Source organism: Saccharopolyspora sp. 6V (genome assembly GCF_020176785.1).
Taxonomy (GTDB): Bacteria; Actinomycetota; Actinomycetes; order Mycobacteriales; family Pseudonocardiaceae; genus Saccharopolyspora_C; species Saccharopolyspora_C gregorii.
The window spans coordinates 132,295-148,221 of the sequence record NZ_JAIUKB010000011.1; the positions used below are offsets into that span (position 1 = coordinate 132,295).

Here is a 15,927-nt window from a genome sequence, read left to right on the forward strand (position 1 = left end):
CGCTCACCCGGTGAGGTCGAGCTTCATCCCCACGTGGCTGCGCTCGAAGCCCAGCCGCTCGTAGAACCGGTGCGCCCGCTCCCGCGAGTTGTTGCTGGTGAGCTGCAGGATCCGGGCGCCCCGCCCGCGCGCCTGCGCCACCGCCCAGCGCACCATCTCCCCGCCGAGCCCGTTCCCGCGCTCGTCCTCCCGCACCCGCACCGCCTCCAGCTGGGCCCGGGTGGCGCCCGCGTGCGAGAGGCCCGGGATGAACGTGAGCTGCAGCGTGCCCACGATCTCGCCGTCCCGGTCGGCGACGGCGAGCAGCTGGTTCGGGTCGGCCTCGATCGCCGCGAACGCCGCCGCGTACGCCGGATCGCCGGGCTTCTCCCGCAGCCGTCCCAGCGGATCGTCGGCGAGCAGGTCCACGATCGCGGACAGGTCGGCTTCGGCGGCGCTGCGGAGAACGGGAGGTGTCATGGTCCGACCGTAGGACCACGTGCGGGTGAACTGTGCGTCCACCCGGCTTCGTGTTCACGACAAGCCACCAGCTGATCATGGCCGCGGGTTAGCGTCCGGGCATGAAGATCTCGTCGAAAGCCATGAACGTCCTGCTGGCCGGTGTGCTCGCCGTCGCGGGCCTGTTCGGCGTCTCGGTGACCGCGCTGTCCGCCGACCCGGTCGGCCCCCAGACCCACCAGGTCGCCGCGGCCGAGTGCGGCGACACCTCCGGGTTCGACGCGGTGAAGCTCTCCGCGCTGCCCGCCGAGGCCGCCGAGACCGTCGACCTGATCAAGGCCGGTGGCCCGTACCCGTACCCGCAGGACGGCGGCACGTTCAGCAACCGCGAGGGCATCCTCCCGGACTGCGCGAGCGGCTACTACAAGGAGTACACCGTCGAGACCCCCGGCAGCGACGACCGCGGTGCGCGCCGGTTCGTCGTCGGGGAGAACGGTGAGTTCTTCTACACCGACGACCACTACGAGAGCTTCTCCATCACCGACGTCAACGGCTGACCTCCCGGCCGCCGCGCGGGCCGCTCGTCCTCCGGGGCGGGCGGCCCGTTCGCGTCCGGGCGGCGTGAAACGGGACACGCGCGGCGAGGTTCCCCACTTCGGGCGAGCCTCGGCGGCACACTGGTGATCGGCCGACCCGTGATCCCCGGGGCCGGGGTCTGGTGTCATGCTTGCCGCTCCGGGCGGCTACGACGGCAGGGAGATCGAGGTGTACCGGGTTTTCGAGGCGTTGGACGAGCTCGTCACGATCGTGGAGGAGGCGCGCGGGGTACCGATGACCTCGGGCTGCGTCGTTCCCCGCGGCGACGTGCTGGAGCTGCTCGACGACGTGCGGGACGCGCTCCCGCAGGAGCTCGACGACGCCCAGGACGTGCTCGACCACCGCGACGACGTGGTGTCCAAGGCGGAGGCGCAGTCCGGGAAGGCGATAGGGGACGCCAGGTCCGAAGCGGACCGCACCCTGTCCTCCGCGCGCGCCGAGGCCGAGCAGCTCGTCGCCGACGCCCAGGAGCAGGCCGACCAGCTCATCGCCGACGCCCGCGCCCACGCCGAGGAGTCGGTGACCGCGGGCCGCCGCGAGTACGAGGACTACGTGGGCCGCGCCCAGTCCGAGGCCGACCGCATGGTGCAGGCCGGCCGGGCCGCCTACGACCAGTCCGTGCACGAAGGCCGCTCCGAGCAGGCCCGGCTGGTCGCCGACACCGAGGTCGCGCAGGCCGCGCACGCCGAGGCCAGGCGCATCACCGAAGCCGCCCAGGAGGACGCGGAGCGGCTGCGCAGCGAGTGCGACGCCTACGTGGACGCGCGGCTCGCCGACTTCGAGGACCTGCTCAGCCGCACGCTGCGCACCGTGGGCAAGGGCCGCCAGCAGCTGCGCAGCCCGGTCGGCGTCCCGTTCGACTACGAGGAGACCCGGCACGGCGCGCCCGCCTACGAGGAGAACTGACCCGGCGGATCCACCGGTCCGCGCGTGCGACCGGGGTGATTCCGGGTGGTCGCGGCCGTGGCGTACCCTGAACGCGATGGCCGTGCGAGGTCCGTCCGGATGTGCTCCGGTCGCTTGGCCGGTTCCACTCGACGCTCGTCGATCCCGCATTCCGGAGCCTCCCGCTCCGCGGGCGCGGGCCGTGGACCCGGGTCCGGCGCCCGGTACCGGCCGGAGCTCCGCGCGCTGAGCGGTTCCGGCCGCTCGTGCCATCGCGGAACCGCACCTGGCCCGGCAGCACCGACCAGACGCGGTCGTTCAGCCGTCGGCTGGCACCTTGACCCGCCCCTTCGCTTCGACGAGATTCGTGATGTCCCAGAACCGTGATGCAGCAAGTGCCGCCCCGCAGGTCGGCCCGTGGGTGATCGACACCCGCGAGCTCGGCCACCGCGCGGGCAGCAGCCGCAGCTTCAGCCGCAGCGCCCCCGCGCCCGCCGGTTTCGGCCTGGACATGATCGGGGTGCCGGAAGGCGACCCCGTCCAGCTCGACGTGCTGGCGGAGTCGGTGGTGGAAGGGGTGCTGATCTCGGGCACCGCCACGGCGGAGTTCACCGGTGAGTGCGCGCGTTGCCTCGACCAGTTCTCCGAGGAGATCGAGATCGAGCTGCGCGAGCTGTACGCCTACCCGGACAGCACCACCGAGGCGACCACCGACGAGGACGAGGTCAGCCGCGTCGTCGACGAGCTGATCGACCTGGAGCCCGCGGTGCGGGACGCGATGCTGCTGACGATGCCCACGTCCCCGGTGTGCAGCGAGGACTGCGAAGGTCTGTGCACCGGGTGCGGGGTGAAGTGGGCCGAACTCGGCTCCGATCACACCCATGAGACGATGGACCCTCGCTGGGCCGCGCTGCGTGAGCGGTTCGGCGGGAACGAAGAGGAGAACTAGTCGTGGCCGTCCCCAAGCGCAAGATGTCCCGCTCCAACACCCGGCACCGCCGGTCCCAGTGGAAGGCCACCGCGCCGACCCTGGTGCAGTGCTCGAACCGGGCCTGCCGGGAGCAGAAGCTGCCGCACGTCGTCTGCCCGGCCTGCGGCCAGTACGACGGCCGCCAGGTCGTCCAGCCCGCCTGACGCGCGCGGATCGCGGAGTGGGGGGAAAGCAGTCCCGGAACCGCGTTGCGGACCGGGCCCCGTTGCTGTCAGCGCTCGGCGTCGAACTCGACGCCGAGCTGCTCACGCTCGCCCTGACGCACCGCTCCTACGCGTACGAGAACGGTGGTCTGCCGCCGAACGAGCGGCTCGAGTTCCTCGGCGACTCCGTGCTGGGCTTGGTGATCACCGACCGGCTGTACCGGGAGCACCCGGACCTGCCGGAAGGGCAGCTGGCGAAGTTGCGCGCGAGCTTGGTGAACATGCACGCGCTGGCCGGCGTGGCCCGGACCCTCGGTGAGGGCGGGCTCGGCAGGTACCTGCTGCTCGGCCGCGGTGAGGAGCTCACCGGCGGTCGGGACAAGGCGAGCATCCTGGCGGACAGCCTGGAAGCGGTGCTCGGCGCGGTGTACCTGGAGAACGGCATCGAGGTCGCCAGGGACCTGATCTACCGCCTGTTCGGCTCGTTGCTGACCGAGGCGCCGCAGCGCGGTGCCGGGTTGGACTGGAAGACGAGCCTGCAGGAGCTCACCGCGGCCACCGGCCGGGGCGTACCGGAGTACCGGGTGCAGGAACGCGGCCCTGATCACCGCAAGGAGTTCAGCGCGTTCGTGTCCGTGGCGGGCGACACCCTCGGCGAGGGTGACGGCCGGACCAAGAAGGAAGCCGAGCAGAAGGCCGCCGAGGCGGCGTGGCGCTCGTTGTCCGAGCGGGAGCAGAACGCTCAGGACGAGGCCGACCAGTCCGGGGAGGGAACCGGCGGGACGGACGAGTCCGCCGCGAGCGCCCCCGGCGGTTCGGCCCGCGACGGCGATCCGGCGTGATCGTCCTGCGTTAGAGCGAGTGCACTGCCGGTCGAGCGGTGGAACCTCCGGCGGCTCCGGCCGCCGCGGGATCCTCTGCTCGACCGGCTTTTTTCGCGCGCGCCGCGGCGCGCGCACCGACGTTCCGCCGCCGTCGCGCGGCGTTCCCCGGTGGTGCCGAAAGGTGGGCGCGTGCCCGAGTTGCCCGAGGTCGAGGTGGTGCGGCGCGGCGTCGCCGAGCACGTGACCGGACGGACCGTGTCCGCGGTGGACGTCCTGCACCCGCGCGCGGTGCGCAGGCACGTCCCCGGGCCGGAGGACTTCGCCGCCCGGCTGGCCGGGCGCACCGTCCACGGCGTGCGGCGGCGGGGCAAGTACCTGTGGCTGGTGCTGGACGAGGACGCGGCACCGCAGGCCACCGAGTTCGTCGGCACCGCGGACGCGCCCGGCGAGGCCCTGCTGACCCACCTGGGGATGAGCGGGCAGCTGCTGGTGCAACCGGTGGGGACCGCGGACGAGAAGCACCTGCGGGTGCGGTTCGCGTTCGCCGACGGCGGTCCCGAGCTGCGGTTCGTGGACCAGCGCACGTTCGGCGGCCTGGCCCTGGCCGACCAGGTGGAGGTCGGCGGCGTGCTGCTGCCGACGCCGGTGGCGCACATCGCGCCGGACCCGCTGGAGGAGGCGTTCGACGTCGACGCGGTGGTGGCGAAGCTGCGGTCGCGGCGCACCGGGGTGAAGCGGGCGCTGCTGGACCAGAGCCTGATCTCCGGCGTCGGCAACATCTACGCGGACGAGGCGCTGTGGCGGGCGAAGCTGCACTGGGCGCGGCCCACCGCCACGCTGACCCGCCCGGAGGTCCGGGCGCTGCTCGCGGCCGTCACCGAGGTGATGGGGGAGGCGCTGCAGGTGGGCGGGACCTCCTTCGACGCGTTGTACGTCAACGTCAACGGCGAGTCCGGCTACTTCGACCGGTCGCTCGCCGTGTACGGCCAGGCGGAGCGGCCCTGCCCGCGGTGCGGGGCGGTGGTGCGGCGGGACGCGTTCATGAACCGGTCGTCCTACAGCTGCCCGGTGTGCCAACCGGAACCCCGCAACGCGCACCGGTGACGCGGGCGGGCCCCCCGGCTGCTGCGATGAACCGAGGGGCCCTGGACCAGTGCCACGCTCGAGCGGTGTCTCCTGACCCGGGCGTCGGCTACCCGTGCCCGCGCCGTGCGAATCACGCCGGTCGGGCTAGCGGGCGCCGGGGATCTCGCCGGTGGTGGTGACCTGCTCGGCGACGTCCCGGAGCTTGACGTTGCCGTGCTGCGAACTGGTCCGCAGCACGTCGAAGGCCTGGTCCTCGGAGATCTTGTAGCGCTCCATGACGATGCCGATCGCCTCCCCGATGAGCTGCCGGGTGGCGACCGCGGCGTGCAGCTGGGAGTCGACGCGGGCCGAGGAGAAGGCGACCGCGGCGTGCGAGGCCATGATCCAGCCGATCAGCTCGGAGTGTTCGGTGAAGGCGGCGGGCCGCGACGAGTAGAGGTTCAGCGCGCCGAGCTCGTCCTCCTCGGTGTAGAGCAGGAAGCCCATCATGCTGCCGATGCCCAGGTCGCGGGCCTTCGCCGCGTAGCGCGGCCAGTGCGGGGTGCTGGTCATGTCGCTGATGCGATACGCCTGCTCGCGGTGTTGCGCGGCGTCCAGGCACGGGCCTTCGCCGAGGTCGACCTGGATCTGATCGGAACGGGTGACCAGCTCGTGGGTGACCGACAGGGTCTCGGCCCGCCGCCCGCGTCCCGCGCCGTGCAGGGTCAGGATCCCGGCGTGCTCGCAGCCGTCGACCAGCCGCACCGCGTGCTCGCAGATGCGGTCCAAGGTGAGCTGCACGCTGCGCTGCGAGAGCAGGTCCCGCGACATGGTCGCCAACGCGATCGCCAGCTCCTCGGAGCCGTTGGACACGGTCACCTCCCGGTCGGTGGGCGATTTCCCCGGTCGGTACCCGTTCTGGAAGCCGCTGACACCCGCGCGGGAATGCCGCGGGCGGGGTGGGCGTTGTGCGGGGTGGTTGAGCAGCAGCCTCCGGACCCCGCACCGGCGACGTCGTCGCCTCGTCCGAGGGAGCTGCTCATGGCCCTGCACGAACGTTCACAGCTCACCGGCCCCAGCGCCGCGGAGCTCGGTTCCCTCGGCGCGTTCGACCCGCCTTCGGCGGGGGCGTGCGGCGTCTGCGGGCACCACACCTTGACCGCGCACCCGGGCGCGGGTCTCCGCTCCGACGCGGGTGACCGGATGGTGTGCCGGGTCTGCGGTGCGCACCGGGTCGGCTGAGGTGGTCGATGCGGAGCAGCACGGTGCCGTGGGCGGGGACGTCGGCGGTGAGCGGGCCGGTGGTGCCGTCGTTCAGGTTCCGGGCGAGGCGCGCTCCGGCGGGGAGGCCCAGTTCGGCGGGGCCCGTGGTGATGCGGGCCGGGGTGTCGGCCTGGTTGTGGAGGGCGATGGCGGTGCCGTCGAGCAGCGGCTTCACCCACACCTGGTGGTCGCCGCCGCGAACCCGGTGCGCGGCCGCGCCCAGCGGGTCCTGGTCCACGGCGAGCAGTTCGGGATCGGTGAGCAGCGCGCGGTCCGCCTCGGACATCGTGCGGGGATCGTTGCCCGCGATGAGCGGGGCGGCGAACATGGCCCACATGCTCAGGTGGGTGCGCTCCTCGTCGGGGGTGAGCCCGGCGTAGCCGTTCACGCCGTGCACGCCGACCTCCAGCATGTCCGGGTCGTTCCAGCAGCCCGGGCGCACCCGATCTGCCAGTCCACTGTGGACGTCGATGATGTTGCGCACGCCCATCGGATGTTCGTTGCGGTGCCCGGAATCCCACACCGGCTGGATGTCCTCGGTGGTGCGCGCCAGGTGCGCGACCCCGCACCAGTCCTCCGATTCCCCCGGCTCGCCGGGGAAGTTGCTGTTCGGGTTGGTGCTGTAGACGATCGGCCTGCCGGTGGCGGCGAGCGCGTCGCGCATCGCGGTGAACGCGACGCGCACGTTGCGGGTGGAACCGCCGCCGGAGCACCAGTCGTACTTGAGGTAGTCAACGCCCCAGGACGCGAAGGTCCGGGCGTCCTGCACCTCCCGGTCGCCGCTGCCGGTCGCACCCGGGTAGGCGCCGGTGCGCTGCGCGCAGGTCCGCACGTTCGGCGACGCGTAGATCCCGAACAGCAGGCCCTGCGCGTGCAGGTGTTCGCCGAGCGCCGCCATGCCGCTGGGAAAGCGGGTGCGGTCGGCCCGCAGGTTCCCGGCGGCGTCGCGGTCCGGCTCGTACCAGCAGTCGTCCACCACGACGTAGCGGTAGCCCGCGTCGCGCATCCCCGACGCCACCATCGCGTCCGCGACACCGCGGATCTTCGCCTCGTCGATGTCGCAGCCGAAGGTGTTCCAGCTGTTCCAGCCCATCGGCGGGGTGGCCGCGGGCGGCACCGGAAGCGGCCCCCCCGCGGCGGTGTCCCGGGGCGGGGCGCTGGTGCCCGCCAGCGCGAGCACGACCAGCAGGGCGAGCGCGATGCTCGGCACCCGGCGAGCGGTTCCCCTCGGCATCAGTGCCGGTTCGCGCAGTCGTAGAGCCGGGTCGGGGCGTCCTCCCCGCCGGTACCGGTCGTCGGCCCGGAGCCGGTCGTCGCGGCCGTGCCGCCGTACTCGGCCGGGTCGACGGCGGTGCAGTGCTCGGCGACCCAGGCCATCGACTCGTCGACGACGCGGGTGTCGACCTCCTCGCCCGTGCTCCGCACCCCGGAGCTGCCGTTGGTCCACACGTAGCGCAACTCGCCTTCCTCGACGTAGGTCCGCAGCCGGTCGACGGTAGGGGCCGGGTCGTTGCCGTTGTAGCCGCCGACGGCCATCACCGGCTCGCCGGTGTCCAGGATGATCGGCGCGGCCACCATGGCACCGACGACGGCGACCAGCCAGGTCTCGTCCCGGTGGTGGTCGGTGAGGTAGCGGACCACCTCGTCGCTGACCTCGGTGCTCTGGCCGCCGGGGCCGCCGCGGCGGCCGTCGCCGCCCGTCCGGGAGCCCTGGCCGTCGCCGTTCCGGCCGTCCGGGACCTGCCCGCCCGAACCGGGGCCGTCCGCGTTCGGATCGTTCCCGTTCGGGGCGGCCGAGTCCCGGCCGCCGGAGTCCTGCCCGTCGGCGCTCGGCGCGCCCGGGCTCCGCCCGTCGGCCCCGGGTCCACCACGACCGTCCGGGCCGGGACCGCCTTGACCGCGCCCCGGGCCGCCACCGCCCGGGCCGCCCTGCGCGGAGGGCCCGGCGGACGGGAACGTCGCCTGGATCGGCGTGCTCAGCGCGGTCAGCGCGTAGGCCGTCGGCCCGGACAGCACCGCGACCAGCCCGGCCAGCAAGGCCGCCAGCGCGAGCTTCGCCCGCATCCGCCGCTGCCGGGGGACGGCGAGCAGCGCTACCAGCGCCAGCACCGACACCGTGGTGAGCACCGCGATCAGCGGCGGCAGCCAGCCGATCCAGTCGGGGTCCAGCACCGCGCACGCCCACGCCCCGGTCGCCGCGATCGACAGCGGCAGCAGCGCGCCCCACCCGGCCGAGACCCGGAACAGCCGCACCATGCACACCACGCCGATGCCGGCCACGGCCGCGAGCGGTGCCGCGAGCGCCACCGAGTAGTACGGGTGCCAGATGCCGGAGGCGAAGGTGAACACCGCCGCGGTCACCAGCAGGGTTCCCAGCCACAGCAGGAGATCCGCGCGCTGCGCGTCCCGCGCGGGCCGCCGCCGCAGGTGCACCAGCGCGGCGATCGCACCGCACAGCGCCAGCGGGAACAGCCAGGAGATCTGCCCGGCCACCTGGTCGCTGATCAGCCGGGTGAGCCCCTCGTCGCCGCCCCCGGGACCGCCCATCCCGCCGGGGCCGCCACCGCCGGGCGGCATCCCGCCCGGCATCCCGCCGCCACCTCCGCCGCCGGTCATCCCGGGCGACATGATGTGGTTCTGCCCGAGCACCCGCCCGAGCCCGTTGTAGCCGAGCAGCAGGTCCAGCACCGTGTTGTCCGTGCTGCCGCCGACGTAGGGCCGCGAGGCGGCGGGCACCGCGTCCACCGCGACCAGCCACGAGGCGCTCACCCCGGCCAGCACCAGCCCGGCGACGCCGAGGTTCAGCAGCTTCCGCGGCCACCGCGGCCGGGCCGCCACCAGGTACACCACCGCGATCACCGGGACGACGAAGTACGCCTGCAGCATCTTGACGTTGAACGCGAGGCCGATCGCCACCGCGCTCCACACCAGCGGCGAGAGCTTCCCGGAGCGGATCGCGTTGGACGCGCCCCAGATCGCGAGCGCGGTCAGCAGCACCAGCAGCCCGTCCGGGTTGTTGTGCCGCGCCATCGCCACCGCGATCGGCGTCACCGCCAGCACCAGCGCCGCCAGCAGGCCCGCGGCGTGCCCGAAGGAACGCCGCACCAGGTGGTGCACCACGGCCACGGTGAGCACGGCGAACACGGCCTGCGGCACCAGCAGGCTCCACGTGTTGAAGCCGAACGCCCGCGCCGACAGCGCCTGCACCCACAGCGCCAGCGGCGGCTTGTCCACGGTGATGAACGAGGCCGCGTCCAGCGAGCCGTAGAAGAACGCCTTCCAGCTCTGCGTCATGCCCAGCACCGTCGCCGAGTAGTACGTGTTCGCCCACTCGTTGATCGACAGCGCCCAGGTGTCGAGCACCGCCGCGACCGCGAGCACCGCGATCAGCGCCGGCCGCGCCCACACCGGGTCCGTCCTCCTGCCCAGCACCCACCGGGCCGCCCGGGACCGTTCCTGCTCCACCGCGTCACTCCTCCGCTCGCCGTCGGCCCCGACGGTGGACGGCGAAGCTGGGAATCGGCTGGACGTCCGCCGCGCACTCCTCGACCGGTCCGGCGGCCGTTCGTGCAGCACCCGCCGCTCCGGGCCGGGAGCGGGCGCGCGCGGCGGTCGCGGATTCCCAGCGAACTCCCACCTCGTACCGAGGCCCTGGACAACCCGGCGGTGCTTCATGGAACCCGGGTCGCCAGTGCTGCCGGCCGTGATGTCAGGAGCGGGAGAACGTGGAAAGGGATGAACGTGATGCCGCAAGGAAGTGTCGAGACCGCGCGCCGGGGGGCGATGGCGCGCGAGACGGCGACGGTCGATCTGGTGATCCCGGTCTACAACGAGGAGCGTTCGCTGCCCGGGTGCCTGCACGTGCTCCGGGACCACCTCGAGCACGACTTCCCGTTCAACTGGACGATCACGGTCGTCGACAACGCCAGCACCGACGGGACGCTGCGCGTCGCCCACGAGCTGGCCGAGTCGATGCCCAACGTGCGGGTGCTGCACCTGGACCGCAAGGGCCGGGGACTGGCGCTGCGCACCGCGTGGGGCTACAGCGACGCGGACGTGGTGGTCTACATGGACGTGGACCTCTCCACCGGGTTGGACGGGCTGCTGCCGCTGGTGGCGCCGCTGGTCAACGGGCATTCGGACCTGGCCATCGGGTCCCGGCTGGCGCCGGGCTCGCGCACCATCCGCGGGGCGAAGCGGGAGCTGATCTCGCGGGCCTACAACAAGGTGATCCGCTGGACGCACGGCGCGCGGTTCTCCGACGCGCAGTGCGGGTTCAAGGCGGCGCGCACCGACGTGATCCGGCCGCTGCTGCGCAAGGTCGAGGACGATTCCTGGTTCTTCGACACCGAACTGCTGCTGCTGGCCGAGCACAACGGGCTGCGGGTGCACGAGGTGCCGGTGGACTGGGTCGAGGACGTCGACACCCGCGTCAACGTCACCAAGACCGCCACCGACGACCTCGCCGGGCTGCTGCGGGTGGCGCGGGCGAAGCTGACCGGTGCCGCCACCGTCGAGGGCCTGCCGCGGCGACCGGAACCGCGCGCCGCGCACCCGCAGGCGGTGCTCGCGGAGCGGGAGAACGGCCTGCTGTGGCAGCTGTTCTCCTTCGGCATCATCGGCATCTTGTCCACAGTGGCCACGTCGGTGCTGTACGCGCTGCTGCGGTCGTGGTGGCCGCCGCTGGTGGCGAACCTGGTGGCGCTGACCGTGACGACCCTGTGGAACACCGAGGCGAACCGCCGGTTCACCTTCGTCGGGCGGGCCGCGTCGTCCGGGCGGGTGCACGTGCAGGGGCTGGTGGTGTTCGCCCTGTACTACGTGGTGACCTCCGGCGCGCTGCTGGCGCTCGACGCCGCGGTTCCGGACGCCTCCCGCTGGCTGGAGGTGCTGGTGCTGATCGCCTCCTCGGTCGTCGGCACCGCGCTGCGCTTCGTACTGCTGCGGTCCTGGGTGTTCCGCCCGAGGACGCCGCAGCCCACTCCCGTTCCCTCCTCCGAAAAGGAAGCAGCATGACCACGGTCGCACTCGGCGCACCCGCAGCGGACGCCGTCGACGCACCCCGGCGGAGGCGGTGGCAGCCGTTCGCGCTCGGCGCGATCTGCCTGCTCGCCGCGGTCCTCTACGCGTGGGGGATCGGCTCGTCCTGGGGCAACACGTACTACTCGGCGGCGGTCAAGTCGATGTCGCAGAGCTTCGAGAACTTCCTGTTCGGGTCGTTCGACCCGGCCGGGGTGGTCACCGTGGACAAGCCGCCGATGGCGCTGTGGGTCCAGGTGGTGTCCGCGAAGATCTTCGGCTTCAGCCGGTTCGCGGTGCTGTTCCCGCAGGTCGTGATGGGCGTCGCCGGGGTGTTCCTGCTGCACCGCGTGGTGCGCCGGTGGGCGGGGGAGCACGCCGCGCTGCTGGCGGCGCTGGTCATGGCGCTGACGCCGATCACGGTGGCGATCAACCGGGACAACAACCCGGACACGCTGCTGGTGCTGCTGGTGCTGGGCGCCGCCTACGCGCTGACCCGGGCCGTCTCGGCGGAGCGCGCCTCCCGCGCGACCTGGTGGCTGGTGGGTGCGGCGGCGCTGGTCGGCTGCGGGTTCCTGACGAAGATGTTGCAGGCGTGGATGCTGCTGCCGGTGTTCATCGCGGTGTACCTGGTGGGTCGGCGGGCGCCCTGGGGGCGCAAGGCGCTGGACCTGGTGGCGGCCGCGGTGACCGTGCTGGTCACCTCGTTCTGGTGGGTGGCGGCGACGGTGCTGTGGCCGTCGCCGAAGCCCTACATCGGGGGCAGCGAGGACGGCTCCGCGCTGGACCTGATCTTCGGCTACAACGGGTTCGGCCGGATCTTCGGCGGCGAGGGCAACGGCGGAGGCGGGGGCTCCTCCTCCGGCGGTGGTCCTGGCGGTGGCGGGCCCGGTGGCGGCGGTGGTTTCTCCGGTGAGTCCGGGCTGCTGCGGTTCGCGAACGAGCAGCTCGCCGGGCAGATCAGCTGGCTGTTCCCGCTGTGCGCGCTGGTGCTGATTTCCGTCGTGGTGGGGGCGGTGCTGCGGCGCCGCGCCGGGGAGCCGGGCGACCGCTTCGAGGCCGCGGGCTGGGTGCTGTGGGGCGGCTGGCTGGTGTTCATCTGGCTGATGTTCAGCTTCGCCCAGGGCACGATGCACCCGTACTACACGACGATGCTGGCGCCCGCGGTCGGCGCGGTGGCCGGGGCCGGGCTGGTCCGGTTCTGGAAGTCGTACCGGTCGGGCGCGGGCAAGGGGTGGCTGCTGCTGCCGCTGGGCGTGGTGCTCACCGTGGCGTGGGCGGCGGTGCTGGTGTTCCGCAACGCCGACTGGAACGGCTGGGCCGGGTACCTGGCCATCGGGCTGGGCGTGCTCGCGGTGCTCGCGCTGCTGCTCGGCCGCGGCAGGGGCGCCGTGGGCACGGTGGCGCTGACGTTGTCGCTGGCCGCGGTGCTGGCGGTGCCGAGCGTGTGGTCGGCGGCGACGGCGTTCGCGTCGGACGGCGGAGGCGGCATGGGCGGGGCGAACCCGACGGCCGGTCCGTCCACCGGCATGGGCGGTCCGGGCGGCGGCGGTCCCGGTGGTGGTGGTCCTGGTGGCATGCCGGGGCGCGACGGGCAGGACTCCCGGGGGCAGGACGGGCCGGACCAGAACGCCCAGGGCTCGCAGGACCGGAACTCGCGGCCCGGCGGCGGGCAGTCCCGCGGCGGCCCCGGCGGCATGAGCGACGAGTCCCTCACCGACGAGCAGGAGTCGCTGCTGGCGTACGTGACCGCGCAGGCCGGTGACCGGGAGATCCCGCTCGCCGTCGAGGGCGGGGCGCACGGCGCGGGCTCCTACATCATCAACAGCGATGTCCGGGTGATCGGCATGGGCGGGTTCACCGGCAGCGACGACGCCCCGTCGGTGGTGCAGCTGGCCTCCTGGCAGGAGGCCGGGCAGCTCGGTTTCGTGCAGCTCGGCGGCATGGGCGGCCCCGGCGGCGGTGGTCCCGGTGGCGGTGGTCCGGGCGGTACGTCCGGGCAGCGGCCCCAGGACGGCCAGAACCAGGACGATCAGGCCCAGGACGGCCGCTCGCAGGGCGGCGGGATGCCCGGCGGCCAGGGCGGTGCCGCCACCGAGCGCCAGGAGTGGGTGGAGCAGCACTGCACCCTGGTGGACGCCGCCACCTACGGGGGCACCGGCTCCGAGCAGGACGGCCAGTCCTCCGGCGGTCTCTACGACTGCCGGGGCTGAGCCCCTGCCGCCGGGCCCGCGCGCCGGCCCGGTGGCGGAGCCGGCCGGGGCGCCCCGGGTCGCGTTCGACGACGAGCGCGCCCCGGGGCGTCCTGGCCCGCAGGCCGTTCCCAGCATCCGTTCAGCGAGTCCCCAGCCGAGTGAGAGATCCTTGCCCCGTGGTTGATGCGAAGGCGCCGTCGGCGCGCGTACTGGTCGTCGATGACGAGCCGAACATCCTGGAACTGCTCACCGCCGCCCTGCGGCTGAGCGGTTTCGAGGTGCGCGGCGCCGCCAGCGGAGCCGAGGCGTTGCGCGCCGCGAGCGATTTCCGCCCGCACATCGTGGTGCTGGACGTGATGCTGCCGGACCAGGACGGCTTCACGGTGGCGCGGCGGCTGCGCGAGGGCGGGGACGCGGTGCCGGTGCTGTTCCTGACGGCGCGGGACGCGGTGGAGGACCGGATCGCGGGGCTCACCGCGGGCGGCGACGACTACGTGACGAAGCCGTTCAGCCTGGACGAGGTGGTGCTGCGGTTGCGCGCGATCCTGCGCCGTGCCCAGCCGGAGCAGGTCGCCGAACCGGATTCGCGGCTGCGCTACCAGGACCTGGAGCTGGACGAGGAGACCTACGAGGTGCGGCGAGCCGGGCAGCTGGTGAACCTGTCTCCGACGGAGTTCAAGCTGCTGCGCTACCTGCTGATCAACGCGGAGAAGGTGGTCAGCAAGGGCCAGATCCTGGACCGGGTGTGGAACTACGAGTTCGGCGGGGACAGCCGCATCGTCGAGTCCTACATCAGCTACCTGCGCCGCAAGGTCGACTTCACCCGGCCCGCGCTGATCCACACGATCCGCGGCGTCGGCTACGTGCTGCGCATCCCGCCGGAGGAGCGTCCCCGATGCTGACCCGGATGCGGCGGTTCACCCGCACCTTGCGCGGCAGGTTGCTGCTGCTGCTGATCGGCGCGACGGTGACCGGCCTGGTGGCGATGGGCTTCGCCAGCCAGCTGCTGCTGCGGGATTCGCTGCTGGACAAGCTGGACGGGCGGCTGCACGAGATGGCGCGCCCGTGGCTGGACGACCGGCCGCGCCCGATGCCCGGCGAGGGACCGGAGGACCACGGCTCGGGGCCGCGGCTGCCCACCGAGTTCCGGGCGCTGCTGTTCGACGAGGAAGGCCGGTTGTGGTCGGTGGCCGGTCCGACGGAGACCGATCCGCGGCAGCCGATGATCCGCCGGCCGGGTCCGGTCGGCGAGATCATCACGGTGCCGGACCGCTCCGGCGGCTCGGATTGGCGGGTGCTCACCGAGAGCCGGCCGAACGGGGAGAAGGTGGCGCTGGCGCTGTCCACCGGCGACGTCAACCAGACCTTGCAGTGGCTGACCATCATCGAGCTGGTGGTGGGCGGGATCGTGGTGGTGCTGCTGGCGGCGGCGTCGATGGTGACGGTGCGGCTGGGGTTGCGGCCGCTGACCCGCATCGAGCACACCGCGCACGCCATCGCCACCGGCGACCTGGAACGCCGCGTCGCCGACCAGGACCCGAGCACGGAGACGGGCAGGCTGGGCGCGGCGCTGAACACGATGCTGGGCAGGCTGGTGGCCGCGCTGCAGCAGCGGGAGCAGTCCGAGCACCGGTTGCGCCGGTTCGTCGCGGACGCCTCGCACGAGCTGCGCACCCCGCTGACCTCGATCCGCGGTTTCGCCGAGCTGTACCGGCGCAGCGACTCGCCGGGGGAGCAGGACGTGCGGATGATGATGTCCCGCATCGAGAGCGAAGCGGTGCGGATGGGCGCGCTGGTGGAGGACCTGCTGCTGCTGGCCCGCCTGGACCGGGAGCGCACGATCGACCTGGTGGACCTGGACCTGGTGCCGCTGGCCACCGACATCGCGGGCGACGCGCGGGTGCGGGACCCGGGTCGCGAGATCGAGCTGGTGGTGCCGGAGCGCGCGGTGCGGGTGCTGGGGGACGGCCCGCGGTTGCGGCAGGTGCTGACGAACCTGATGACGAACGCGCTGGTGCACACGACACCGGGCACGCCGGTGCGGGTGGAGGTGGCGCACGGTTCGGCGCGCGACGGGGTGTTCGCGGCGGGAGCCGAGGTGCGGCCGGGCACCGCGATGGGCGTGGTGTCGATCAGCGATGCCGGGCCGGGGATCCCGCCGGAGCACGCGCAGCGGATTTTCGACCGGTTCTACCGGGTGGACGACGGGCGCGAGCGCTCGGAGGGCGGCACCGGCCTGGGCCTGGCGATCACCGCGGCGATCGCGGAGGCGCACAACGGCCGGGTGGAGCTGGCCACGAGCCCGTCCGGTTCGATCTTCCGCCTGCTGATCCCGTTGAGCTGACGCGCGAACGCCCCCACCGGCACCCGAACCGGTGGGGGCGTTCACCAGGGGTGGGGGGGGGGGGGGCGCGCCCGGGCCGCGGCCCGCGCGCGCCCCCCCCCCCCCCCCCCCCCCCCCCCCGGGCCGGGGGCGGGGGGGGGGGGGGGGGGGCGGGGGGGGGGGA

14 protein-coding genes are annotated in these 15,927 nt (G+C 73.4%); 10 read left to right on the top strand and 4 right to left on the bottom strand.

All coding sequences use genetic code 11. From position 1 onward, the window contains the following. Nucleotides 1-3 precede the first annotated feature (3 nt). The gene (locus LCD35_RS02190; RefSeq protein ID WP_225043633.1) at nucleotides 4-459 is read right to left on the bottom strand and encodes a GNAT family N-acetyltransferase; all 456 of its coding nucleotides are present in this window, start codon (nucleotides 457-459) and stop codon (nucleotides 4-6) included. A 101-nt stretch (nucleotides 460-560) separates the two neighbouring features. On the opposite strand from LCD35_RS02190, the gene LCD35_RS02195 reads away from it, so the two are divergent. The 6 genes from LCD35_RS02195 to mutM all read left to right on the top strand — a co-directional run bounded on the left by LCD35_RS02195 (nucleotide 561) and on the right by mutM (nucleotide 4,982). Further along, nucleotides 561-995: a ribonuclease domain-containing protein gene (locus tag LCD35_RS02195; protein WP_225043634.1), complete on the top strand. Its 435-nt coding sequence runs from the start codon at nucleotides 561-563 to the stop codon at nucleotides 993-995. A 208-nt stretch (nucleotides 996-1,203) separates the two neighbouring features. Continuing rightward, nucleotides 1,204-1,941, top strand: coding sequence for a DivIVA domain-containing protein (locus LCD35_RS02200; RefSeq protein WP_224959223.1), 738 nt, complete (start codon nucleotides 1,204-1,206; stop codon nucleotides 1,939-1,941). Nucleotides 1,942-2,290: 349 nt separating this feature from the next. Beyond that, on the top strand, nucleotides 2,291-2,869 hold the full coding sequence (locus LCD35_RS02205) for a DUF177 domain-containing protein (RefSeq protein WP_224959210.1): 579 nt from the start codon (nucleotides 2,291-2,293) through the stop codon (nucleotides 2,867-2,869). A gap of 2 nt (nucleotides 2,870-2,871) precedes the next feature. After that, nucleotides 2,872-3,054 carry a 50S ribosomal protein L32 gene (rpmF, locus tag LCD35_RS02210; protein WP_184481814.1) on the top strand — a complete coding sequence of 61 codons (183 nt, stop codon included), beginning with the start codon at nucleotides 2,872-2,874 and terminating at the stop codon, nucleotides 3,052-3,054. A 17-nt stretch (nucleotides 3,055-3,071) separates the two neighbouring features. After that, a complete protein-coding gene (gene rnc, locus LCD35_RS02215; RefSeq protein WP_374108020.1) occupies nucleotides 3,072-3,896 on the top strand; it encodes a ribonuclease III in 825 nt (274 codons plus the stop codon). A gap of 171 nt (nucleotides 3,897-4,067) precedes the next feature. Beyond that, nucleotides 4,068-4,982, top strand: coding sequence for a bifunctional DNA-formamidopyrimidine glycosylase/DNA-(apurinic or apyrimidinic site) lyase (mutM, locus tag LCD35_RS02220; RefSeq protein WP_224967105.1), 915 nt, complete (start codon nucleotides 4,068-4,070; stop codon nucleotides 4,980-4,982). A gap of 126 nt (nucleotides 4,983-5,108) precedes the next feature. Here mutM and LCD35_RS02225 read toward each other — a convergent pair whose 3' ends face one another. The 3 genes from LCD35_RS02225 to LCD35_RS30275 form a co-directional block, all read right to left on the bottom strand. After that, nucleotides 5,109-5,816 (bottom strand): GAF and ANTAR domain-containing protein, encoded by a 708-nt coding sequence (locus LCD35_RS02225; RefSeq protein WP_224959206.1) that lies wholly within the window; start codon nucleotides 5,814-5,816, stop codon nucleotides 5,109-5,111. A gap of 193 nt (nucleotides 5,817-6,009) precedes the next feature. Further along, nucleotides 6,010-7,440, bottom strand: coding sequence for a glycoside hydrolase family 27 protein (locus LCD35_RS02230; protein ID WP_225043641.1), 1,431 nt, complete (start codon nucleotides 7,438-7,440; stop codon nucleotides 6,010-6,012). Then, on the bottom strand, nucleotides 7,440-9,671 hold the full coding sequence (locus tag LCD35_RS30275; RefSeq protein ID WP_224977709.1) for a glycosyltransferase family 39 protein: 2,232 nt from the start codon (nucleotides 9,669-9,671) through the stop codon (nucleotides 7,440-7,442). Before LCD35_RS30275 ends, LCD35_RS02230 begins: the two co-directional genes overlap by 1 nt. 279 nt (nucleotides 9,672-9,950) lie before the next feature. Between LCD35_RS30275 and LCD35_RS02240 the strand changes: the two genes are divergently transcribed. The 4 genes from LCD35_RS02240 (at nucleotide 9,951) to LCD35_RS02260 (ending at nucleotide 15,764) form a co-directional block, all read left to right on the top strand. Further along, entirely contained in the window at nucleotides 9,951-11,222 is a 1,272-nt protein-coding gene (locus tag LCD35_RS02240) for a glycosyltransferase (RefSeq protein ID WP_374108021.1), read from the top strand. Beyond that, nucleotides 11,219-13,438, top strand: coding sequence for a glycosyltransferase family 39 protein (locus tag LCD35_RS30280; RefSeq protein ID WP_304615291.1), 2,220 nt, complete (start codon nucleotides 11,219-11,221; stop codon nucleotides 13,436-13,438). The genes LCD35_RS02240 and LCD35_RS30280 overlap by 4 nt, the downstream gene beginning before the upstream one ends. 158 nt (nucleotides 13,439-13,596) lie before the next feature. Further along, entirely contained in the window at nucleotides 13,597-14,322 is a 726-nt protein-coding gene (locus LCD35_RS02255) for a response regulator transcription factor (RefSeq protein WP_224958743.1), read from the top strand. After that, nucleotides 14,316-15,764, top strand: a complete 1,449-nt coding sequence (locus tag LCD35_RS02260) for a cell wall metabolism sensor histidine kinase WalK (protein ID WP_224958744.1) — start codon at nucleotides 14,316-14,318, stop codon at nucleotides 15,762-15,764. The genes LCD35_RS02255 and LCD35_RS02260 overlap by 7 nt, the downstream gene beginning before the upstream one ends. Nucleotides 15,765-15,927: the final 163 nt, after the last annotated feature.